Origin of the sequence: Fumia xinanensis, from assembly GCF_014384905.1 — a bacterium.
Taxonomy (GTDB): domain Bacteria; phylum Bacillota; class Clostridia; order Oscillospirales; family Ruminococcaceae; genus Fumia; species Fumia xinanensis.
In genome coordinates, this window is the sequence record NZ_JACRSV010000001.1 from 335,116 (window position 1) to 355,518 (window position 20,403).

At 51.2% G+C, this 20,403-nt stretch carries 21 protein-coding genes; 20 read left to right on the plus strand and 1 reads right to left on the minus strand.

The window, feature by feature from the left end:
• Nucleotides 1-3: 3 nt before the first annotated feature.
• Nucleotides 4-588 carry a hypothetical protein gene (locus H8710_RS01575; protein ID WP_249293634.1) on the plus strand — a complete coding sequence of 195 codons (585 nt, stop codon included), beginning with the start codon at nucleotides 4-6 and terminating at the stop codon, nucleotides 586-588.
• A 92-nt stretch (nucleotides 589-680) separates the two neighbouring features.
• Nucleotides 681-1,667 carry a DUF308 domain-containing protein gene (locus H8710_RS01580; RefSeq protein WP_249293635.1) on the plus strand — a complete coding sequence of 329 codons (987 nt, stop codon included), beginning with the start codon at nucleotides 681-683 and terminating at the stop codon, nucleotides 1,665-1,667.
• Between the two features lie 154 nt (nucleotides 1,668-1,821).
• On the opposite strand, the gene H8710_RS01585 is transcribed toward H8710_RS01580, so the two are convergent.
• A complete protein-coding gene (locus H8710_RS01585; protein ID WP_249293636.1) occupies nucleotides 1,822-2,667 on the minus strand; it encodes a DNA-3-methyladenine glycosylase family protein in 846 nt (281 codons plus the stop codon).
• Between the two features lie 114 nt (nucleotides 2,668-2,781).
• Here H8710_RS01585 and H8710_RS01590 point away from each other — a divergent pair, with 114 nt between their 5' ends.
• The 18 genes from H8710_RS01590 (at nucleotide 2,782) to H8710_RS01675 (ending at nucleotide 20,387) form a co-directional block, all read left to right on the plus strand.
• Complete coding sequence (locus tag H8710_RS01590; protein ID WP_249293637.1) at nucleotides 2,782-3,486, plus strand: DUF6062 family protein; 705 nt, start codon at nucleotides 2,782-2,784, stop codon at nucleotides 3,484-3,486.
• A 480-nt stretch (nucleotides 3,487-3,966) separates the two neighbouring features.
• Nucleotides 3,967-4,824: a ClpP family protease gene (locus tag H8710_RS01595; protein ID WP_488154042.1), complete on the plus strand. Its 858-nt coding sequence runs from the start codon at nucleotides 3,967-3,969 to the stop codon at nucleotides 4,822-4,824.
• Nucleotides 4,802-4,981, plus strand: coding sequence for a YlzJ-like family protein (locus H8710_RS01600; protein WP_249293638.1), 180 nt, complete (start codon nucleotides 4,802-4,804; stop codon nucleotides 4,979-4,981). The genes H8710_RS01595 and H8710_RS01600 overlap by 23 nt, the downstream gene beginning before the upstream one ends.
• A gap of 49 nt (nucleotides 4,982-5,030) precedes the next feature.
• Entirely contained in the window at nucleotides 5,031-5,903 is an 873-nt protein-coding gene (locus H8710_RS01605; protein ID WP_249293639.1) for an undecaprenyl-diphosphate phosphatase, read from the plus strand.
• Nucleotides 5,904-5,967: 64 nt separating this feature from the next.
• The gene (locus tag H8710_RS01610; RefSeq protein WP_249293640.1) at nucleotides 5,968-8,493 is read left to right on the plus strand and encodes an FtsK/SpoIIIE family DNA translocase; all 2,526 of its coding nucleotides are present in this window, start codon (nucleotides 5,968-5,970) and stop codon (nucleotides 8,491-8,493) included.
• A gap of 61 nt (nucleotides 8,494-8,554) precedes the next feature.
• Nucleotides 8,555-8,959, plus strand: coding sequence for a GNAT family N-acetyltransferase (locus tag H8710_RS01615; protein WP_249293641.1), 405 nt, complete (start codon nucleotides 8,555-8,557; stop codon nucleotides 8,957-8,959).
• Between the two features lie 54 nt (nucleotides 8,960-9,013).
• Nucleotides 9,014-9,754: a GH25 family lysozyme gene (locus H8710_RS01620; RefSeq protein ID WP_249293642.1), complete on the plus strand. Its 741-nt coding sequence runs from the start codon at nucleotides 9,014-9,016 to the stop codon at nucleotides 9,752-9,754.
• 25 nt (nucleotides 9,755-9,779) lie between these two features.
• Nucleotides 9,780-11,750: a YgiQ family radical SAM protein gene (locus H8710_RS01625; protein WP_249293643.1), complete on the plus strand. Its 1,971-nt coding sequence runs from the start codon at nucleotides 9,780-9,782 to the stop codon at nucleotides 11,748-11,750.
• A gap of 82 nt (nucleotides 11,751-11,832) precedes the next feature.
• The gene (locus H8710_RS01630; RefSeq protein ID WP_249293644.1) at nucleotides 11,833-12,789 is read left to right on the plus strand and encodes a ComEC/Rec2 family competence protein; all 957 of its coding nucleotides are present in this window, start codon (nucleotides 11,833-11,835) and stop codon (nucleotides 12,787-12,789) included.
• 14 nt (nucleotides 12,790-12,803) lie between these two features.
• Nucleotides 12,804-13,022 carry a DUF3006 domain-containing protein gene (locus tag H8710_RS01635; RefSeq protein WP_249293645.1) on the plus strand — a complete coding sequence of 73 codons (219 nt, stop codon included), beginning with the start codon at nucleotides 12,804-12,806 and terminating at the stop codon, nucleotides 13,020-13,022.
• 31 nt (nucleotides 13,023-13,053) lie between these two features.
• Nucleotides 13,054-13,938, plus strand: coding sequence for a DMT family transporter (locus tag H8710_RS01640; protein WP_249293646.1), 885 nt, complete (start codon nucleotides 13,054-13,056; stop codon nucleotides 13,936-13,938).
• 492 nt (nucleotides 13,939-14,430) lie between these two features.
• Complete coding sequence (hprK, locus tag H8710_RS01645) at nucleotides 14,431-15,393, plus strand: HPr(Ser) kinase/phosphatase (RefSeq protein ID WP_249293647.1); 963 nt, start codon at nucleotides 14,431-14,433, stop codon at nucleotides 15,391-15,393.
• 12 nt (nucleotides 15,394-15,405) lie between these two features.
• The gene (locus tag H8710_RS01650) at nucleotides 15,406-16,131 is read left to right on the plus strand and encodes a phosphatase (protein WP_249293648.1); all 726 of its coding nucleotides are present in this window, start codon (nucleotides 15,406-15,408) and stop codon (nucleotides 16,129-16,131) included.
• Nucleotides 16,132-16,186: 55 nt separating this feature from the next.
• Nucleotides 16,187-17,149, plus strand: coding sequence for an ROK family protein (locus H8710_RS01655; protein WP_249293649.1), 963 nt, complete (start codon nucleotides 16,187-16,189; stop codon nucleotides 17,147-17,149).
• A gap of 136 nt (nucleotides 17,150-17,285) precedes the next feature.
• On the plus strand, nucleotides 17,286-18,230 hold the full coding sequence (gene murB / locus H8710_RS01660) for a UDP-N-acetylmuramate dehydrogenase (RefSeq protein ID WP_249293650.1): 945 nt from the start codon (nucleotides 17,286-17,288) through the stop codon (nucleotides 18,228-18,230).
• Nucleotides 18,231-18,267: 37 nt separating this feature from the next.
• Entirely contained in the window at nucleotides 18,268-19,125 is an 858-nt protein-coding gene (gene rapZ / locus H8710_RS01665) for an RNase adapter RapZ (RefSeq protein WP_249293651.1), read from the plus strand.
• Between the two features lie 39 nt (nucleotides 19,126-19,164).
• Entirely contained in the window at nucleotides 19,165-20,079 is a 915-nt protein-coding gene (gene whiA / locus H8710_RS01670) for a DNA-binding protein WhiA (protein ID WP_249293652.1), read from the plus strand.
• A gap of 35 nt (nucleotides 20,080-20,114) precedes the next feature.
• Nucleotides 20,115-20,387, plus strand: a complete 273-nt coding sequence (locus H8710_RS01675) for a hypothetical protein (RefSeq protein ID WP_249293653.1) — start codon at nucleotides 20,115-20,117, stop codon at nucleotides 20,385-20,387.
• Nucleotides 20,388-20,403 lie beyond the last annotated feature (16 nt).

Below are 20,403 nucleotides of genomic sequence, written 5' to 3' on the forward strand. Positions count from 1 at the left end.
CCAATGAAAAACAGGGGTTTGGCCATTATTTTTGGACTCCTGCCCGGAGCGGGACACATGTATCTTGGAAAAATGAGGCGGGGGCTCACCCTGATGATACTCTTTTGGGGCCTCATCGGTGTCAGTGGGAGCATGGGCTTTGCCCTGCCGCTTTTTGCACTTCCAATTATCTGGTTTTACGCCTTTTTTGACTGCCTGAACCTTTCTGCCATGGACAGCGGCTCTTTGGAGCGAGCGCCTGACGAGTGGGCTTTCGGATGGTTCAGCGAGGACAGCAGTCTCAACAAGCACAAAGACTGGTTCAAAAAGAAAAATCTTTGGCTGGGCTGGGGACTAATTTTAGTCGGCGCCGCTACCATTTACAGTACCTTTGGGTACCAGCTCGTCAGTTTTTTGGAAGAGGTATTCCTCATTCAGGGAAGCTGGCTCTATGAGCTTTATCGTAAAATCCCTCAGATTCTCATTGCGGCCATCATCATCATCCTGGGTGTGAGGTTTATTGTCGGGGATAAGAAAAGCGGCGACGGCAAAGAGGACGTGAAATTCTATATTGGGGAAGGTGAGACCCATTCCCATGAAGGAAAATAAATGGGAACTGCCCATCTCTACAGGGTAGCTGCGGCTGACTAAGGAACCGCGGCGCCGGTTGGGCCGGTGTGACTTCAGAAAGGAAAATTGACATGGACGATAACAACCAGATCCCAGATATGGAACCCGTAAACGACGGCCCGCAGGAGAATCCCGCCGAAGAATCCGCACAGTGGAGCCGGCCTTCCGATTACAGCGAGCCTCAGGCGGAAGCATTTTATGGAGAGCCTTCTCGTGGGGCTCAGTCGGAACCTAAGAACGGCGATTTTAGCGGGAATACTTTTCACAATTATGACAACACGCCCATTTCCAAGCCGAAGATTCGCCGGGTGGGAACGGTGACGCTTGGAATAGTGCTCATTGTCGTGGGAGCGCTGCTCATCTGGGCATTATTTGAACCCACCTTCAGTGTGGCCACCATCGCAAAATTCTCTCCCGCTATCCTGATTCTAGTGGGCATCGAGATGATCGTGGGGTATTTTCGCAGTGAAGGAAACAAGGTCAAATACGACTTTCTCAGTATGTTCGTCTGCTTTTTGCTAATTATCGGCAGTATCATCGGCACTATGGTGCCCACTGTTTTTCGGGCCACCGTCGGATGGGCGCAGATTGAGGAACGGCTGGACGACGACATAGAAGATTCCATCTACGAGACGACTAAAGACCTGAAAACTATTGACAGCATCCACGTGAACGTCTACCGTTATGCCGGGTGGAACCGTATAGAAGGCGATTTTTCCAAGGTCCCCACCTATGAGGAAATTCGGGATGGCAAGGATTATAACGTGAACCTTCATGTAAACCTGCGAGGTGGGTACGCCGATAAGGCAGCCTTTACAGCATCCTGCAAGGAAATTTTGGACCGGGTAAAAGTGCTGGAGATACCTTTGGAGCATGTGAGCTTCAACTTCGATGGGGACAAATACTACGGTTCCATGGATTTGAACGGCCCGTACAATTTGGAATTGACCGCTGCGGAAATGGAAGAAAAAGTTCGATTTGAGCAGGTGGAGGCAGCCGAGGATGATACTTATGAAGAATCCTATGATGGGGACGGCTCTTACGAGGACGCGGGCTGAGAATAAAAAACGGACGGTTTAACCGTCCGTTTTTTATTGGTCGTCTTCTTTTAGGCTTTGTAAAACAGATGGAAGGAACGTATACACATATTTGAAACAGAAGATTTTGATTGGAAAGAAACCTCCGCAGTGAATAGCACAGCGGAGGTTTCTGCTATGCTGGCAGCGGATGGTTGCGGACATAATGAAAGAGATACTGCTGGGCCACGCCGCCGTCTGGTACGGCAAAATCGGGAAAGCCGTTGGGATAGTAAATATTCAGCACCTTTTTGATCCAAGTGTCGATAGGAAAGGCCTCCCGACGGTAGAAACCGAACAGCAACGCACATTCCGCCACCTTGGGGCCGACTCCGCAGATGGTTTGGAGGGCTTTTCTCGCCTCGTCGATGGGCATGGCGGCGACGGCGGGCAGGTCGATTTCCCCGCCGGCGATCTTTTGGGCGGCGTCCAGTATGTATTTAGCCCGAAATCCTGCCCGTAGAGGGGATAAATCGTCGAGGGAGAGGCTGGCGATCCGCTCGGGGCGGGGGAAGGTGTATCCGTCTGCAGTGTGGTTGCCAAATGTTTCGCAAAGTCTTGTGACGATGTCCTTGATGCGAGTAATGTTATTGTTCTGGCTAATAATGAAAGAGCAGAGCGCTTCCCATGGTTCCTGGCGGAGAATGCGGATGCCTCCAGCGTAATCGCAGGCCAGCGCAAGAGTGGGGTCGTTTCGGAAAATCTGTTGCATGGCGTGGTAATCGGTATCCAGATCGAAATAGGGCCGCCAAATGGTTTCAAATTGTTTGCGAGTGGTCCGGTGCAGAAAGATTGCCGATTCGTCCTGTGGTGCGCCCAGTTTTAGCTGACTGACGGTGAGAAAATGCCCGTTGTGACATCCGCGGAAGGTGCAGTTGTCGCTTGTTTCCCACCGGAAGCACTGGCCGCAGTCCAAGGTGTCGGCCAAAGACAAATATGGAAGACGGACGAGAATACCGCCGCTTGTTTCAGTGATCGTCATAAATTTTCCTTTCTGCCTAAAAATGCTCATTTTTCTTTCCATTATAGCAGTTTTATGGTATAATTTAAACAGCTGTTTTGTAAACAATAATTCTTTTGAAACGGAGATTTGTATATGAAAGAAAGCATCTACACCATACCAGTCAGCGAAGTGTTTGAGCCTAGATCTGATTGTCCTCTCTGCCGACTGCGGGATACATTGGAGCAGCGATGTATCGATTATATCATGGGGGCCGCCATGATGGAGCCGGATATCCGTATCAAGACAAACGAACAGGGCTTTTGCGTCGACCATTATGAGATGATGTTAAAGCTTAAAAACCGGCTTTCCCTGGCCCTGATGCTGGAAAGCCACTTGACGGAGCTGAAAAAGGGAAAATACGGCGATATACGGAAAAAGGCCAAGACTAAAAAGGCAAAGCGGGATGGTGTCAAAACGGTCAATGATACCTGTTACGTCTGCAATACCATTCAATGGGCAATGGGAAACATGGTAACAACCATTTTGCGGCAGTATCAGGTGGATGCCGATTTCAAAAAGCTCTTTTCAGAGCAGGAATATCTCTGCCTTCCTCATCTGGAAACGATCCTTTGCGCGGCGGAGGAAGAAATGCCGAAGAAGGCGCTGCCGGAGTTCACCGAAGCGGCCATTGAACTTGCCGATAAGCATCTGCAGGCGGTTTTGGGAGATGTTTCTCACTTTTGCAAAATGTTTGATTACCGCAATTCCGGCAAGGATGCTGACTGGGGAAATTCCAGAGATTCTATCGAGCGGGCGGTAGCGCTGCTGTCTGCCCGGGATTTTAGAACCGACCCGTAAAGCAATTGTAAAATTCTTCCATTTTGAATAAAGTTTGGGTCAAAAATGGTTATACAAGGAGTAGCCATTTGTCGAATCCTGTCAATGTGGAAACCGGAATTACCAAAAACAGGGCATTTATCCACCGTTTCCACCGAGTTTTCCACATGAAGAGGAAAACTTGTCCGCATGTTTTCCCCACCTTTTTGACTGCATACTCACCAAAAATGATTACAAACGGTATAATAGTTCAAAATCCGGGAGAAAGCAGGGAATAAGTGTTCTATAATTGCCTGTTTTGACAGAAAAATAGGGCTTTCCTTGTATGTGGAAAACTTTTTATAGGTTTGACAAGGTTCAGAGCAGCGTATATAATGTTAGAAGAAACAAATGGTCTTTAACTCACTCAGAAACCAAAGAAATGGGTAATATGGTTTCCGTAGAATATTTGAAACTCGTAGGCGCAAACTAATTCCAAATGAAAAAGCAGGAGGAATTGGTTTGGCAGAAGAAAATTTGAAAGCACAGGACCAGCAGGAATCCGAACAAAACGACAACGATAATAGTAACGATAATGATAACGAACAGGACAATCAGCAGAAGCAGATCGTTGATATGGGGTCAGTGACGGCGGATGGGAAGCACCTCATTCACTGCCTAACCATTATCGGGCAAATCGAGGGACATTACATTCTGCCGCCTCAGAATAAGACGACAAAATACGAGCATGTACTTCCTCAGCTAGTGGCCATTGAGGAGAGCAAAGAGATCAAAGGCCTGCTCATCCTGCTGAACACGGTGGGCGGCGACGTGGAGGCGGGACTTGCAATTGCTGAGCTAATCGCCGGGATGCAGACTCCTACCGTCAGCATTGTATTGGGCGGAGGCCATTCCATTGGTGTGCCGCTGGCAGTGTCGGCGAAAAAATCTTTTATCGTTCCGTCTGCGACTATGACCATTCATCCAGTTCGGATGAACGGCCTTGTTTTGGGCGTGCCCCAATCGTTTTCCTACTTCGATAAGATGCAGGACCGCATTGTTCGGTTTGTGACCCAAAATTCTGACATTTCGGAAGACAGGTTTCGGGAACTGATGATGAAAACCGGTGAGCTGGCCATGGATGTAGGTACTTCCATTGACGGGGAAACTGCTGTGAAAGAGGGATTGATTGACGAATTAGGTGGATTGTCCGACGCCATCGAATGTCTCTACCGCATGATTGAGGAGCAGGAGGAGGAAGAGGGGTGTAGAGGAGGGCTGGACGCGCCTCAGGACGCTCCTGAAAAGGAGGGGAAGTGCTGTGATTCTGCACACCATAGTGGATCCGATGGAAGTCATGATGCAGCCGCAAGAAAATAACACTCAGTACCGGCGGATTGAAGGCCGCCTCTGCGCATGCAGGGGACAGGGGGCCGAGTGCAGAATAGACCGAATTATCTCTACCGATCTAAACGACTACCTCAACCCCCGGTTTGCGCCGGGGGCGATGCTCAACACGAAACCGAAAACATTCTGATTTACCGCGGATCAAATCCGCGGCTACATAGCAATAGGAGAATAAAGACATGTCTTACATAGAAGCGTTTTTGCAGGCCGTTTTACAGGGCCTGACCGAATTTTTGCCGGTGTCCAGTTCGGGACACCTGTCCCTTTTCCAGCATTTCACCGGGCAGAGCGGGGAATCGGGGGTGTTCTTTTCCCTGATGCTCCATCTGGGAACTCTTATCGCAGTGTTCATTGCCTTTCGACATACGATCTGGCAGCTGATTTTGGAACTGTTCAGCATGATCTGGGACCTTCTGCGGGGAAAATTCAAGTGGAAGGAGCGGGGGCCTTACCGGAACATGCTGGTGATGCTCATTGTGGCCTGCATTCCCATGATTTTTGTGCTGGTGTTCAAGGATTTTTACACCGGGATTGCGGCGGACAACGACATTGTTGTGGAGGGCGTCTGCTTTTTGATTACGGCGGCGCTGCTCTTCATCGCCGACCGCTGCGTGAAAGGGCATAAGGGTCCCGGTGACATCAAGCCCCGGGATGGGCTGATTGTCGGACTTTTGCAGGCGGTGGCGCCATTGCCGGGGGTTTCCCGTTCCGGCTCCACCATTGCGGGCGGGCTCATCGCCGGGTTTGACCGGGAGACTGCTGTTCAGTTCAGCTTCATCCTAGGGATTCCCGCCATTTTGGGCGGCAGCCTCAGCGAGATTTTGGACGTGACTCCGGCTGACCTTTCCATCGGGATTTTTCCCATTCTCATCGGCGTAGTCGTATCTGCGGTGGTGGGATTTCTGGCCATCAAACTGGTCAACTGGCTCATCAAGAGCGATAAATTCCGTATTTTCATGATTTACACCGCCATTTTGGGCGTTTTGGTCGTGGGGATCGGCATTTTTGAGCATGTTGTGGGGATGAATATCGTTCAGTATTTTGCGAAATAAAGGAAACAGTACTTTCCAGATAATAAAAAGAGAAAAAGGCGTTTTGAAAGGATTGGATTTTCAAATGGCAACAACCAAGGGGAAGACAAAACCGAAAACTTCCAGAGCACCCAGTAAGGCACAGCTTCAAAAACAGCGAAAAAAGCAGTTTTATGCGATTATTCTGTTCGCCATCGGGCTTTTTCTCGTGGCGGTGAGCCTCATCGACGGCCCGGCTGTCTGGGGCTTTTTACACGACTGTCTGCGGGGAATTTTCGGGCCGATCTGCTACGTGGTAGGGCCGCTCATTGTGGGGGCAGCGGTGATTATCACTGTGGACAAAGAGCATGTGGAGGTGCGCCACAAGGTCTGGCAGACGGCAGTGCTCATCGTGCTGCTGTGCGGATTTTCCCAGATTTTCTACGGCTTGCCTCAAGGGGAAGGATTTTGGGGGCAGTTTTCGTCTCTATACCTTGACGGCGTTTCTCTGCAAAGCGGCGGCGTGCTGGCGGCCATTTTAGGCTGGCCTCTTTTGCGTTACTGCGGCACGGCGGGTGCGGCGATTATTCTGCTGCTGGCGGCCTTTGTGTTTTTGATGCTCATTACCGGCTCCACCTTGATGGGATTTTTCAAGACCTGCGCCAAGCCGGTCAAACAGATGGAGGAAAGCTACGTCTTATTCAAGGAACAGCGGGAGGAAAAGCGGAAATCCCGATTTAACATTGACGTACCTTTGGATGAAGACCCGCCTATGCCGGAGCATCCTGTATCCTCGCCTAATGCGGTGTTTGAGGATGAAGCCCCGATTCCTGACAAAGTGGTGGTGGATACACGGACAGGGGAGGTCATCGACGAAATACTCAAAAACGGCCCACAGGACAATACGCCGGATATCGATCCTGATATTTTCAAAGTGGACGCGGCGCCGGTTGGGGAGACGGTGAAGGACGACACGCCTTTGGACGCCCTTATTAACAAAGCCATAGACGACTTTAAGACCCCGCCGGAAAAGGTGGAACGAAGTGGTATGGCGGAGCAGACGGCACCTGAGGGAGAAGCGACTGTTCAGGCCCAACCAGACCCGAAAAAACAGGCTCCCATCCCCATGGATATCACAGTGGAAGCACCTGTGGAGAATATCTATCATTTCCCACCTGTCAGTCTTTTAAAGCAGCCTAAGAGCAGCGGCAACCTGGACGTGAGCGAGGAGCTTAAAGCCAATGCGGCGAAACTCGTCGACACCTTAAAGAGTTTTGGCGTTCAGACCAGAATCATCGACATCTGCCGAGGTCCCACAGTCACCCGGTATGAGCTTCAGCCATCGGCGGGAGTGAAAATCAGCAAGATTACCGGTTTGGCCGACGACATCGCGCTGAATCTGGCGACGGCGGGAGTCCGCATCGAGGCCCCTATCCCCAATAAACCGGCGGTGGGCATCGAGGTGCCAAACCGCAAAACCGATGTGGTGTCCATCCGGGAAATCGTCGATTCCGAAGAGTTTAGAGGGGCCAAAAGCAAGCTCACCATGGCCCTGGGACGGGATATCGCCGGAAACATCACGGTGGGTGACATCGGCTCGATGCCCCATCTGCTGATTGCCGGCGCCACCGGAAGCGGTAAATCGGTCTGTGTCAACTCGATTATCATCAGTTTGCTGTATAAATCCTCACCGGAGGAAGTCCGGTTTTTGATGATTGACCCCAAGGTGGTAGAATTGGGTATTTACAATGGGATTCCTCATCTATTGGTGCCGGTGGTCACCGATCCGCGGAAGGCGGCGGGGGCTCTCGGCTGGGCGGTCACTGAAATGCTCAACCGGTATAAAGCTTTTGCCGACAACAATGTTCGTGACCTGAAGGGCTACAATCGACTGGCCAGCAAGACCGAGGGGATGGACCCCATGCCCCAGATTGTCGTCATCATCGACGAGCTGGCCGACCTGATGATGGCTGCCCCCAACGAGGTAGAGGATTCTATCTGCCGTCTGGCTCAGATGGCCCGGGCGGCGGGAATGCACCTCATCATTGCCACCCAGCGGCCGTCGGTCGACGTCATCACCGGCGTCATCAAGGCCAACATCCCGTCCAGAATCGCCTTTTCGGTTTCGTCACAGGTGGACTCGCGAACGATTTTAGACGGCGGCGGAGCAGAGAAGCTTTTGGGCCGGGGCGACATGCTGTTTTACCCCGTCGGGTATCCGAAACCCGTCCGCGTCCAGGGCTGTTTCGTCAGCGATACCGAGGTGGAGCAGGTAGTGGACTTTATCAAGAATAAGCAGCAGCCGGCGGAATATGACGATAAGATTATGGAAGAAATCGAGCGCCAGGCCGTCATGGAAAAGAAGAAAGGCGACAAGGCGAGCGGCGAAGATATGGGGGATTCTGACCCCCTCTTCAACGACGCGGTGGACTGCGTGCTGGATGCCGGACAAGCTTCTACCTCTTATCTCCAACGCCGCTTGAAGGTGGGCTACGCCCGGGCGGCACGGCTGGTGGATGAGCTGGAGGACCGGGGCATCGTCGGGCCTTTGGAGGGAAGCAAGCCCCGTGAGGTGCTCATCACCAGACAGCAGTGGGTGGAGATTTCCGCCCGGAACGCAGGGGATATTTAATTTTGGATCGGTAAGACAAGCAGGTCGGGAGCCGGTCTGCCTACGGGAAAGGGACGGTCAGATGGAAATCCGATTAGCGCAGGCGGAGGATTTACCTCAAATCCTTGCCCATGACCGGTGGATTGCAAAAGATGTTCTCTCTGGGAAAATCGAGCGGGGAGAAGCGGCAGTCTGTATCGATGGCGGCGCCTTTGCCGGATGGCTCCGGTGGGGGCTTTTCTGGGACAACACACCCTTTCTTTCGATGATGCACTTGTTGCCTCGGTACCGAGGCAAAGGGTTCGGCTCTCAAATGATGGCCTTTTGGGAAGGGGAAATGCAAAAGCAGGGGTATTCTGTGCTGATGACCTCCACTTCTTCTGCCGAAACATCCCAATATTTCTATCAAAAGCTCGGATATACTGCGGTAGGGAGCTTTACGCCTCCCGGTGAACCTTTGGAGCTGATATTTACAAAAAAACTTTGACTCAGGCGGCGGGACAAACCGCCTGAGTTTTCTTTTGAGGGGAACGGGATGAAGATGAAAAAGCGGGTTTGGATACCGGCGGCGCTTCTTCTCTGCCTGTTGGCGGGCGGCGTTGAGATTTTCCTGCTGCACAGGGGAATCCTCCATTTCAACAATCCATCCAAGATTCAATTTCCTGTTCAGGGAGTGGACGTTTCCGCCCATCAGGGGAATATCGACTGGGAGGCGCTCAAAGGGCAAGGGGTAGACTTTGCCTATCTGAAAGCAACCGAGGGGAGTTCTTTTCAGGACAGGCAGTTTGCTTTTAACTGGGAAAACGCCCAAAAGGCCGGGATTCTCACTGGAGCTTACCATTTTTTCAGCTTTGACAGCGAAGGTAAAACCCAGGCGGAGAATTTTATTGCCGCTGTTCCCAAAACGACGGGGACGCTTCCGCCGGTGGTAGATATTGAGTTTTACGGGGATAGGGAGCAAAACCGGCCCTCCAAAGAAGAGACGGCGGGAATTCTCGATGTATTGCTGGACGAGTTGGAAGCCTATTACGGCATGAAACCCGTATTATATGCGACGATGAAATCCTACCGGGAGTATTTAGATAGCGGATACGAAGAATACCCCATCTGGATTCGGGATGTGTTTTCCTGTCCCAATCTGCCGGGTGGGAGGGAATGGGCCTTCTGGCAGTATTCCTCCCGCCATCGGATGAAGGGCTACTATGGAAGGGAGCCGTTTATCGACCGAAACGTTTTTAACGGTGCTTTGGAAGAATTGAAACAGATGTGTATTGCCCCGTAATGGGGCCTATCATAAAGGAGACTGTATGAACGAATTTTTGCCCGTCTGCCGGGAAGATATGGAACAAAAGGGGATTGAACAGCTGGATTTCATCTGCGTCACCGGGGACAGCTATGTGGATCACCCCAGCTTTGGGGTGTCCATCATCTCCCGCGTCATTGAGGCGGAAGGGTACACAGTGGGGATTATCGCCCAGCCGAACTGGCGGTCCCAGAAGGACTTCACAAAGCTGGGCCGGCCAAAATACGCCTTTATGGTCACGTCGGGAAACATTGATTCGATGGTGGCCCATTACACCGTCGCCCTCAGAAAGCGCACCGACGACGCCTACACCGCTGGGGGAAAGGCGGGCAAGCGCCCCGATCGGGCGGTCATCGTTTACTGCCGGAAAATCCGGGAGATTTACGGGGACATTCCCATCGTCATCGGTGGATTAGAGGCGTCTCTTCGGCGGTTTGCCCATTACGATTACTGGGACGACGCAGTGCGGCCGTCCATTCTTGTAGATAGTGGAGCCGACCTTCTCTCTTACGGTATGGGGGAGCTTCAGACCATCGAGATCGTGGGCCGCCTGGCTGGCGGGGAGGACATCCACAGCTTGACCGACATTAGGGGCACCTGTTATCTCACCGATCCGGTAAACACCCCCTACGGCGGCGTCCAGTGCCCGGATTTTCAGGTGGTGTGCCGGGACAAGAAAAACTACTGCAAGGCCACCAAAATCCAGATGGACAACCAGGACGAAATTACCGGGCGGACGGTTTTGCAGCGGCAGGGGGACAAGATGCTGGTACAAAATCCCCCCATGCGGGTGCTGACCACCGAGGAGTTAGACCGGGTGTACGCCCTGCCCTATACCCGCACTTACCATCCGATGTACGAGGAATTGGGCGGGGTGCCCGGTATCGAGGAGGTGGAATTTTCCATCGCCCACAACAGAGGGTGCTTTGGAAACTGCAATTTCTGTTCCATCGCTTTTCATCAGGGGCGGAAGATTGCCGTCCGCAGCGAGGAGTCGGTTTTACGAGAAGCGGAGCTTTTGACGACGCTGCCGAACTTTAAAGGGTATATCCACGATGTGGGCGGCCCCACCGCAAACTTCAGGCAGCCCTCCTGCACAAAGCAGATGGAAAAGGGACTCTGCGTCGGTAAGAAATGTCTCGCGCCGACCCCCTGCAAGGCGCTGGAAGTGGATCACCGGGGGTATCTGGAGCTTCTGCGGGAGGTGCGGGCCATCAAGGGAGTTAAAAAGGTGTTTATCCGCTCCGGCATCCGGTATGACTATATGATGGAGGACAAGGACGACAGCTTTTTCAGGGAGCTTGTGGAACACCATGTCAGCGGACAGCTGAAAGTGGCTCCGGAGCATTGCAGCGGCGACGTTTTGGACTGTATGGGTAAGCCCCATATTGAAGTTTACAAGGCCTTTGCTGAAAAATTCTATCAGATTACCAAAAAATTGGGGAAAAAGCAGTTCCTGGTGCCCTATCTTATGTCTTCTCACCCGGGGAGCACCTTAAAAGACGCTGTTGAGCTGGCGTTGTTTTTAAAAGAACAGGGCATCCACCCCGAACAGGTGCAGGATTTTTACCCCACTCCGGGGACGGTGTCCACCTGTATGTTTTTCACCGGGTTAAACCCCTACACCATGGAACCGGTTTTTGTGCCGAAAACGCCGGAAGAAAAGGCGATGCAGCGCGCCCTTTTGCAGTATTTCCTGCCGAAAAACCACGCTTTGGTAGTGAAAGCTCTGCGGCAGGCGGGGCGGTCTGATTTGATCGGCACTGGTCAAAAATGTTTGGTGCCGCCTCTGCGGGAAACGTATGGAACAGCAAAAAATGCCCATACTCAAAAGGCGGGTCCGGCAAAGCGCTCCACTCACGATGGGCAGAGCGGCCGAAAAAATGACTTTGGGGGAAAAAAGAATTCCGGAGGGACAAAACGGCCGGTACAGAAAGGACGGAAACAGCATCCGTTCGTCAAAAGACCTAAATAACACGGGACGGCCTATCGGAAAGACACCACATAGCCGTATTTTTTAACTTTGCCGACAATTCCCAGAAAGGACGACTATTTTCATGGCGAAGAAAAAACGCAGAAAACAAAAGCAGAAGGTCAACTGGTCGGTGGTGATCGCTGCGGCGATCCTCCTAAGCGCCTTTACCGTCGTGACTTTGTTCAACGGCAAGGACTGGAGCAAGTGGCTCCCTGACGGGGATTCACTGCCGCCGGGAATTTTCACCGGGTCGTCCCTTAGCGATGTACCCGACGCCGATGTGCTGGTTCATTATATCGATGTGGGGCAAGGCGACAGTATGCTCATTCAAGCAGGAGACGCCAACATCCTCATCGATGCCGGTGAAAACGATATGGCGGGGGAAGTAGTGGCCTATTTAAACAGCGTCGGTGTCGACACACTGGACATGGTGGTGGGTTCCCACCCCCACTCCGACCACATCGGCGGCATGGACGTAGTCATCGACACTTTCGATGTAAAACAGGTCATTATGGGCGATGTGCCCAAGGCAATTATCCCCACCACCAGAACCTATACCGATGTATTGAAGACGGTGAAAAACAAGGGGCTCACCGTGACCCTCGCCCATGCTGGGGACAGCTATGAAATCGGCGGGGGAACCCTTTCGGTGTTGGGCCCGGTGGAGACCTATTACGATTTAAACAGCACGTCTTTGGTGATGAAGTTTACATACGGCGATGTTTCTTTTCTGTTTACCGGGGATCAGGAAGCGGATGCGGAAAAAGAATTGGTCGCTTCCGGGGCTGACGTTTCCGCTACGGTGTTGAAGCTGGGACATCACGGAAGCAGCACTAGTTCCAGCGAAGAATTTTTGGATGCGGTGGGAGCGGAGTGTTATGTCATCCAGGTCGGCGAGGGAAATAAGTATAATCACCCACACGCCGAAATTAGGGAAAAGCTCAAAAAAACCGGCAAGCCAGTTTACCGCACCGATTTAAATGGCGACATCGTCATCGCCACTGACGGGAAGACCTTTGATGTGTATACCGGAAAGTAAGGGAGTGACTGCAAATGGAATTTTGGATCATTGACCGGTTGGAAGATACTTTCGCCGTCTGCGAAGACGAAAGCCGGCAGCGAAGGGAGATTCTCCTTGCAGATTTGCCGGAGGACGTCAGAGAAGGGGATGTTCTGTGTCTGAAAGATGGGGAATATCACATAGACCGGGCAGAGACCAAGCGCCGCCGGGAGGAAAACAGCAGACTTTTAGAAAGTCTGCTGGGAGAATAGAAAGTAAGTCATCAGGAAGGGTTTTGACAAAATGAGCAAGGCAAAAATCGGATTTATCTGCTCGATGCTGATTGCTGGAAGCCTGGGGTTGTTTGTTCGGGGTATTCCCCTGTCCTCGGCGCAGATAGCACTTGTACGGGGTATCGTTGGGAGCCTCTTTATCTTCGGGTTTGCCTGTTTATCGGGCAGGCGGTTCTCTTTTAACTGCATCCGGAAAAATCTGGTACCTTTGCTGCTGTCCGGTATTGCTTTGGGCTTCAATTGGATGCTGCTGTTTCAGGCGTACCGGTATACTACTATCGCTACCGCTACCATCTGCTACTATTTTGCGCCTGTACTAATTCTATTTTTGTCACCCCTCGTCCTCAAGGAAAGACTCGACAAGATAAAAGTACTTTGTATTTTAGTAGCTATGGCGGGAATGGTCTGCGTGGCGGGTAATGGTGGAATTGGGGACGGAAATTTCTTGGGTATTTTGTATGGGCTGGGAGCGGCTTTGGTGTACGCCTCCATCGTGCTATTAAACAAACGGCTCCAAGACATTTCCGGCGTGGAAAGCGCCTTTGTTCAGCTTCTCGTGTCGGCTATAGCCATGTTTCCCTACGTGCTTTTCACCGACGGAATCCATTTTGCCAAAATTTCCGGGACGGCTATTTTGCTGTTGATTGTAGTGGGAATCGTCCATACGGGCGTTATGTATCTTCTGTATTTTTCCTGCCTGCAAAAGCTCTCGAGTCAGACGGCAGCGGTGTTCAGCTATATCGACCCGGTTTCCGCCATTGTGTTCGCGGCGGTATTTCTTAGTGAGGGGATGATGCCGTTGCAGATTGCCGGAGGGGTGCTGGTTCTGGGAGCGACTCTTCTAAACGAGATCTATACGTTTCAAAAAGATAAAAGGAAACTTTCGATTGAATAAAAGGGTCTATGCACTTGTGAGAAAAGGGACGGCTTAAGCCGTCCCTTTTTATACAATACAGCGTTTATATTCTTTGTCTTTATAGATGGCAAAGTCGTTTTTACTTGCCTTTTTCGCGGGATATCGAATATTTTCATATGATATATAACCATCCATGGGGTCAATAATCCGTTGCAGCCATCCCACAATATCAGCGGTTGTACATGTCTGCAATCAAAATAAAAACGAAATGATCTCAGGATTATTTATATTATACTGAAATATTGACGTAAATGTAATTGATTGCAGGGTTATTTTGAAATCTCCTATTTCTTGTTTGAAAGCGGGATAAGCTCTCCCCCTTGCTTTTTCAGAATCATAATTTTTATACTTGCTATATTGCCAAAAGAGGCTATTCTGGTGTATAATAATACCGTATGTAACCGCCTGCAGAAATGTGGCAGATTCGTCTGCTTGAACCCATGACAGGGGCGGAAAAAGGGGGAAATAACAATGGCGTCGAATTTTACTGTTTCGCTGGCACGGCTGATTAAAGAATTTTCTCTGGAAAGTATTTATCTGCCTCAGGACCCAGCGGAAATCATGATTTCGTCCAGTGAAGTGAACCGGCCAGGACTGTTGATTACCGGATTCAAAAACTATTTTGACCCGGATCGCATCCAGATTATCGGAAAGATGGAAAACGCATATCTGAACGACCTTAGTCCTGAAGTGCGGATGGAGCGCTTGGACGCTATGTGCGCCATGAAAATTCCCGCTGTCATCGTCACCCGCGGCATGGACATCGTGCCGGAACTCATTGCAGCAGCGGAAGAGCACCAGGTGCCTATCGTCCGTACTCAAGAGTCCACCTCCAGTTTTATGGCAACGATTATTTCATTCCTAAATGTGGAGCTGGCTCCCCGGATCACCCGCCATGGCGTTTTAGTGGAGGCCTATGGCGAGGGTATTCTGATTCTCGGAGACAGCGGCGTGGGAAAGAGCGAAACCGCCATTGAACTTGTCAAGAGGGGACACCGGCTCATCGCCGACGACGCAGTGGAAATCCGCCGGGTTTCCAACCGGACGCTGGTGGGGACGTCTCCGGACAATATCCGCCACTTTTTGGAGCTCCGCGGCATCGGCATCATTAACGCCCGAAGGCTTTTCGGCATGGGTTCGGTCAAGATGACCGAAAAGATCGACATGATCGTCAAGCTGGAGCATTGGGACCCGGCTAAGGTTTACGATCGGATGGGGATGGAAAACGAGTATACCACCATCCTGGGACTAAAAGTGCCCTCCTTGACCATTCCGGTCAAGCCCGGACGGAACTTAGCCATTATCCTGGAAGTTGCCGCCATGAACAACCGCCAGAAAAAGATGGGCTATAATGCGGCTCAGGAACTACTGGCGAATCTCGGCATGCCGGTGGATCAGGATAAGCCGGAAGTAGAAAAAGACTGGAATTTCTAGGAGGAAGTCTGATTGAACATTCAAGTGGAAGTCCACTGCCATACAAACGTAGTCAAACACGCCTACTCGACGATCATTGAGGCGGTACAGTGCGCAAAGGAGGCGGGACTTCGGGGCGTCGCCATTACTGACCACGGGCCGGAGCTTTTCGACGGGGCGCCGCTTCTCTATTTCCGCAATATGGACCTGATTTCGGACGAGATGTACGGCGTCCGCATCCTAAGGGGAGTGGAAGCAAATATTCTCGACGCTGACGGACGGATCGACTTGCCGCCGGAAGTGCTGGGCAGGCTCGATTGGGTCATTGCATCTATCCACGCGCCGGAATTTGAGGCGTCAGATTATGAGGCCTGTACCTCCGCCTATTTGGGAGCGCTCGATAATCCATATGTGGATATGTTGGGCCATACGGGAAGGGGAAGGTTTTTCTACGATTACGAAACTGTTATCGAGCGCCTTGTGGAGCGGGAAAAAATTATGGAATTCAATGAGCACAGTTTCGACAAGCCAGGCGCTGAGGAGCGCTGTCTCGAAATCGCAAAGCTCTGCAAAAAATACGGAGCGCGTGCGTGCGTTGGCTCCGACGCCCATTTCGCGGCAGCTGTGGGAGAGGTTCCCCGGACTCTGCAGATGCTGAAAGAAATCGATTACCCGGAAAATTTAATCCTCAACCTCAATGCAGACTGTTTTTATGATTATATCGAAAATCGGAAACATCGTCTGGCAAAATTAAAATAGAATCATATGCCCGCCAGGGAATGCTTTGGCGGGCTTAATAGAAAGGTTTGAAATTATGAAGTACTACATTGGCATCGATTTAGGCGGCACATTTATCAAAGCGGGTGTCGTAGATGAAAACTGCAAAGTGGTGGCTAAGGCTTCCATCCCTTCCTCTGTGGATGGAAACGACGAGGCACTGGCGGGTCGGATGGTGGAATGTGCGCAGAAAGCGCTGGCAGAGCTGAATCTCACCATCGACGACATCGAATCTGTTGGCGTTGGAACCCCGGGCGCTGTGGATGTGAAAACGGGAACCGTGATTTATTCCTGCAATTTACAGTTTGAGAACACGCCTCTGGCAAAATACGTGGAGGAGCGGATTCACAAGGCAGTCTATCTTGAAAACGACGCAAATGTGGCTGCTTACGGTGAAGCCATCGCGGGCGCGGCAAAAGGAATTAGCGATGTTATTATGATCACGCTGGGAACCGGTGTCGGCGGCGGAATCATTATTGATGGCAAGATCTATTCCGGATTCAACGGAATCGGCGGTGAGCTTGGACATATTGTCATCGACTATAACGGCCGGGCCTGCGCCTGCGGGAGAAAGGGCTGTCTGGAGGCGTATGCCTCAGCCTCTGCACTGGTAAAGATGACCCAGGAGGCTATGGAGGCGAATCCCCAGTCCAAGCTTTGGGAAGTGGCAAAGACTCTCGATGAAGTCAATGGCAAAACCGCCTTTGACGCCATGCGCATGGGTGACGAAGTGGGCAAAAGGCTGGTGGATGATTACATTAGCTATCTGGGCTGCGGCCTCGCAAACTATATCAATATTTTCCAGCCGGAGGTATTACTTATCGGCGGCGGCATCTGCAAGGAAGGAGAAACTTTGCTTGCCCCCCTGCGGGAGATCTTGAAAACTGAGACTTATGGCCTTGAGAGTACTGCTACCACTACACTAAAAGTAGCAGAGCTTGGAAACGACGCCGGAACCATCGGTGCTGCCATGCTCTGGAGAATGCACGAAAAGAAATAAACGCACTGTTTGGCGCGTATATATGAGAGAGGCAAAAGAATTTTTTCTTTTGTTCTGTCTCCTGAGGGCACAGGACATTGCGCTTTCAGGAGACAGAACACTCAAATTCACCGAATGCGGGGGTTAATGTCACAGAATGAATGGTTACGATAAGGTAAAGGCATACTGCGCCGAAGCAGGTATCCGGTTTCTTTGCGACGAACCGATGAAAAAGCATACCAGCTTCCAAATCGGAGGAACCGTTCCTCTGTTCGTCGTTCCAAAAAATGTGGAAGAACTGTCAGCCTTGCTGCCAGTCCTCAGGGAAAACATCCCACACTTTTTTCTCGGGAAAGGTTCCAATCTGCTGATTGACGACGAGGGTGTAGACGCCGCTGCCGTCTTTTTGGGCAAGGATTTTGCCCGGTGTACGGTGGAGGGTGATGTACTAATCTGTGAAGCGGGGGCACCGCTGGCTAAAGCCTGCTATACTGCCTACCGCTACGGCCTTTCGGGTCTGGAATTCGCCTGGGGCATCCCAGGAAGCGTGGGTGGAGCCGCCTACATGAATGCTGGAGCCTATGGCGGCGAGATGAAGGATGTGGTCACTTACTGCGAGCATCTGGATGAAAAAGGGAATCTCTGCCGGATATCGGCGCAGGAACTACAGTATTGCTATCGGCATAGTTTTTACACTGGAAAGCCCCTATGTATTGTGAGGACGGCCATGAAACTCGTCCTGAAGGACAAGGAGGAAATACGTGCCCGGATGGATGAGCTGATGGGGCGAAGAAAATCGAAGCAGCCATTGGAATATCCCAGTGGGGGTAGCACCTTCAAGCGGCCGGAAGGTGCCTTTGCGGCGGCGCTTATCGAGCAGTGCGGCCTCAAGGGGCTGTGCGTAGGCGGTGCCATGGTGAGTGAGAAGCACAGCGGATTTGTCATCAATTATAAGGACGCCACATGCAAGGATGTGCTGAAGCTCATTCAAAAAGTCAAAGAAGAAGTGAAACGCCAGACAGGCTTCTGCCTTGAATGCGAAGTGATGCAGCTGAAGGCAGATGGAAGTGCTGTGAGAGCGGTGCCAGCAGGCTGTTTTTAATGAATAATTACGTTTGCCCGATTTATGGAGGATACAGATGGATCTATTGATTGTTACAGGCCTTTCCGGTGCCGGAAAATCCCGGGCCATTGATGCTTTGGAGGATATCGGCTTTTACTGCGTCGATAATATGCCGCCGAAGCTCATTTCCAAGGTGGCCGAAATCTGTCTTGCTGCAGACAGCAAATTCAAGCGGGTCGCTATTGTCACCGATATGCGGGGCGGAGACCTGTTTTACGGGCTGTTTGAGGAACTGGACGAACTCCAGGGCAAAGGACTCAAATACAAGCTGCTGTTTTTGGACGCTACTGATCAGGAACTGATGCGCCGGTACAAGGAAACTAGGCGGCGTCATCCATTGGCGGATCTCACAAGCGGTGGCATCGGTGAGGCTATCCGCAACGAGCGGGTGCTGTTAAAACCCGCCAGAGAGCGGGCCGACTACATCATCGACACCACCCACTTGTCTGCAAACGAGTTAAAACAGCGGATGAACAATATTTTTCTGGACGAGCTGCAAAACGGCATGCTTATCAACGTCATGTCTTTTGGTTTTAAGTACGGGTCTCCCGCCGAGGCGGATCTGGTGTTCGACGTGCGGTGTCTTCCGAACCCCTATTATGTTGACGCTTTAAAAAACAAGACCGGCCTTGATCAAGAGGTGCGGGATTATGTCATGAATTCCAGCAGTTCGATGGAGCTTCTCGATAAGCTCAAAGACCTCATCGGCTTTTTGATCCCTCTTTACCAGAAAGAGGGCAAAAGCCAGCTGATGATTGCAGTGGGCTGCACCGGCGGAAAACACCGCAGTGTCACCTTTGCTGAGAATATTTACCATTACCTGTCGGAGCAGGGGGGGAATGTCCGGGTCGTGCATCGGGATATTGCAAAATAAACGGAGCTCTGACGGCTGTATTTCAGGAAGGAGGCCGCCATGTCATTTTGTCAGGACGTGAAAAAAGAACTCTGTAAGTTGGAAGAGAAAAAAGAACAATGCGAAAAGGCGCGACTTTACGGGATGCTCAGTTTTAGCCGGAGTTTTCCTGAAGAGGCCCAGGTTTTCGCCACCGAGAATAAGTTTGTGGCCGAGCATTTCGCCCAAAGCCTAGCTGGAATGATGGGAACTTTCGTTACCATTCACTCGGATCCCAGAAGACTCAAGGAAAATGTCCCCATGTATGCTGTGCTCATCGAGGATCCTCATCAAAGAGAGTTTCTCTGTGAGTATTTTTCCATCAGCTCAACGGCCCTCAATCCGGAATTTACCGAAAGTCCCCGCTGCCTGGCGGCGTTTCTACGGGGACTTTTTCTGCTTTCCGGTTCGGTAACTAATCCGGAAAAGGAATACCACCTGGAGTTGGTAGCTCCCAATAGGATGCTGGCGGAAGAGGTTTTTTTGCTGGCTCAGGGGATGGGCATCCGCTTCAAGATGACCAAACGAAAGCACAGCGAAATCCTCTATCTTAAGGAGAGCGAGCAGATCGAGGATTTTCTTACTCTCATCGGCAGTTCTAAATTTGCCTTACAGCTTATGGACATCAAGGTAATGAAAGATGTGCGCAACAAGGTCAACCGGGTGACCAACTGCGAGACGGCAAACCTCGACAAGACCGTTTCTGCCTCCAGCGCCCAGGTGCAGGACATCAGATACATTGAAGCCCACGCAGGGCTTTCCTATTTGGACGACGATTTACGGGAGCTGGCGGAGCTTCGTTTGGAGAACCCGGAGCTTTCATTGCGGGAGCTTTCAGAGCTTCTTACAACGCCACTCAGCCGTTCCGGTGTCAATCACCGTCTGAAACGGATTTCCGTGGCGGCAGACAAGCTGCGGCAGAAAGCAGATAAATAAAAGCGCTTTATATTTGGGAAAGGACATCGTTTGGCATGAAAATACAGAAAAAAGATTTTATCGAATACGCAGGGGCGGCAGTTTTGGTCGTGGGAGGATTAGCGGCGACCATCATCGGCGACCCTGTCATCAAAAAGATGCTGTTTTTGGTGCTCTCCATATGCATGTGGGTGCTGACTCTATTTCAGGTGCTTGAGTATCGGGCTTTAGAGAGAAAAACTCCGGGAGAGTTAGTCTACACCGTTATTTTTGCCATTGTGGCGCTGGTTATCACTGGCGCAACTGTTTATATGTTTGTTCAGTTTTAAGGTATGCCGATTGAAA

What these genes read in the sequence shown, in the direction of transcription:
- H8710_RS01575 (WP_249293634.1), top strand. Translation starts at nt 4, where the DNA reads ATGAAAAACAGGGGTTTGGCCATTATTTTTGGACTCCTGCCCGGAGCG.
- H8710_RS01580 (WP_249293635.1), top strand. Translation starts at nt 681, where the DNA reads ATGGACGATAACAACCAGATCCCAGATATGGAACCCGTAAACGACGGC.
- H8710_RS01585 (WP_249293636.1), bottom strand. Translation starts at nt 2,667, where the DNA reads ATGACGATCACTGAAACAAGCGGCGGTATTCTCGTCCGTCTTCCATAT.
- H8710_RS01590 (WP_249293637.1), top strand. Translation starts at nt 2,782, where the DNA reads ATGAAAGAAAGCATCTACACCATACCAGTCAGCGAAGTGTTTGAGCCT.
- H8710_RS01600 (WP_249293638.1), top strand. Translation starts at nt 4,802, where the DNA reads ATGATGCAGCCGCAAGAAAATAACACTCAGTACCGGCGGATTGAAGGC.
- H8710_RS01605 (WP_249293639.1), top strand. Translation starts at nt 5,031, where the DNA reads ATGTCTTACATAGAAGCGTTTTTGCAGGCCGTTTTACAGGGCCTGACC.
- H8710_RS01610 (WP_249293640.1), top strand. Translation starts at nt 5,968, where the DNA reads ATGGCAACAACCAAGGGGAAGACAAAACCGAAAACTTCCAGAGCACCC.
- H8710_RS01615 (WP_249293641.1), top strand. Translation starts at nt 8,555, where the DNA reads ATGGAAATCCGATTAGCGCAGGCGGAGGATTTACCTCAAATCCTTGCC.
- H8710_RS01620 (WP_249293642.1), top strand. Translation starts at nt 9,014, where the DNA reads ATGAAAAAGCGGGTTTGGATACCGGCGGCGCTTCTTCTCTGCCTGTTG.
- H8710_RS01625 (WP_249293643.1), top strand. Translation starts at nt 9,780, where the DNA reads ATGAACGAATTTTTGCCCGTCTGCCGGGAAGATATGGAACAAAAGGGG.
- H8710_RS01630 (WP_249293644.1), top strand. Translation starts at nt 11,833, where the DNA reads ATGGCGAAGAAAAAACGCAGAAAACAAAAGCAGAAGGTCAACTGGTCG.
- H8710_RS01635 (WP_249293645.1), top strand. Translation starts at nt 12,804, where the DNA reads ATGGAATTTTGGATCATTGACCGGTTGGAAGATACTTTCGCCGTCTGC.
- H8710_RS01640 (WP_249293646.1), top strand. Translation starts at nt 13,054, where the DNA reads ATGAGCAAGGCAAAAATCGGATTTATCTGCTCGATGCTGATTGCTGGA.
- hprK (WP_249293647.1), top strand. Translation starts at nt 14,431, where the DNA reads ATGGCGTCGAATTTTACTGTTTCGCTGGCACGGCTGATTAAAGAATTT.
- H8710_RS01655 (WP_249293649.1), top strand. Translation starts at nt 16,187, where the DNA reads ATGAAGTACTACATTGGCATCGATTTAGGCGGCACATTTATCAAAGCG.
- murB (WP_249293650.1), top strand. Translation starts at nt 17,286, where the DNA reads ATGAATGGTTACGATAAGGTAAAGGCATACTGCGCCGAAGCAGGTATC.
- rapZ (WP_249293651.1), top strand. Translation starts at nt 18,268, where the DNA reads ATGGATCTATTGATTGTTACAGGCCTTTCCGGTGCCGGAAAATCCCGG.
- whiA (WP_249293652.1), top strand. Translation starts at nt 19,165, where the DNA reads ATGTCATTTTGTCAGGACGTGAAAAAAGAACTCTGTAAGTTGGAAGAG.
- H8710_RS01675 (WP_249293653.1), top strand. Translation starts at nt 20,115, where the DNA reads ATGAAAATACAGAAAAAAGATTTTATCGAATACGCAGGGGCGGCAGTT.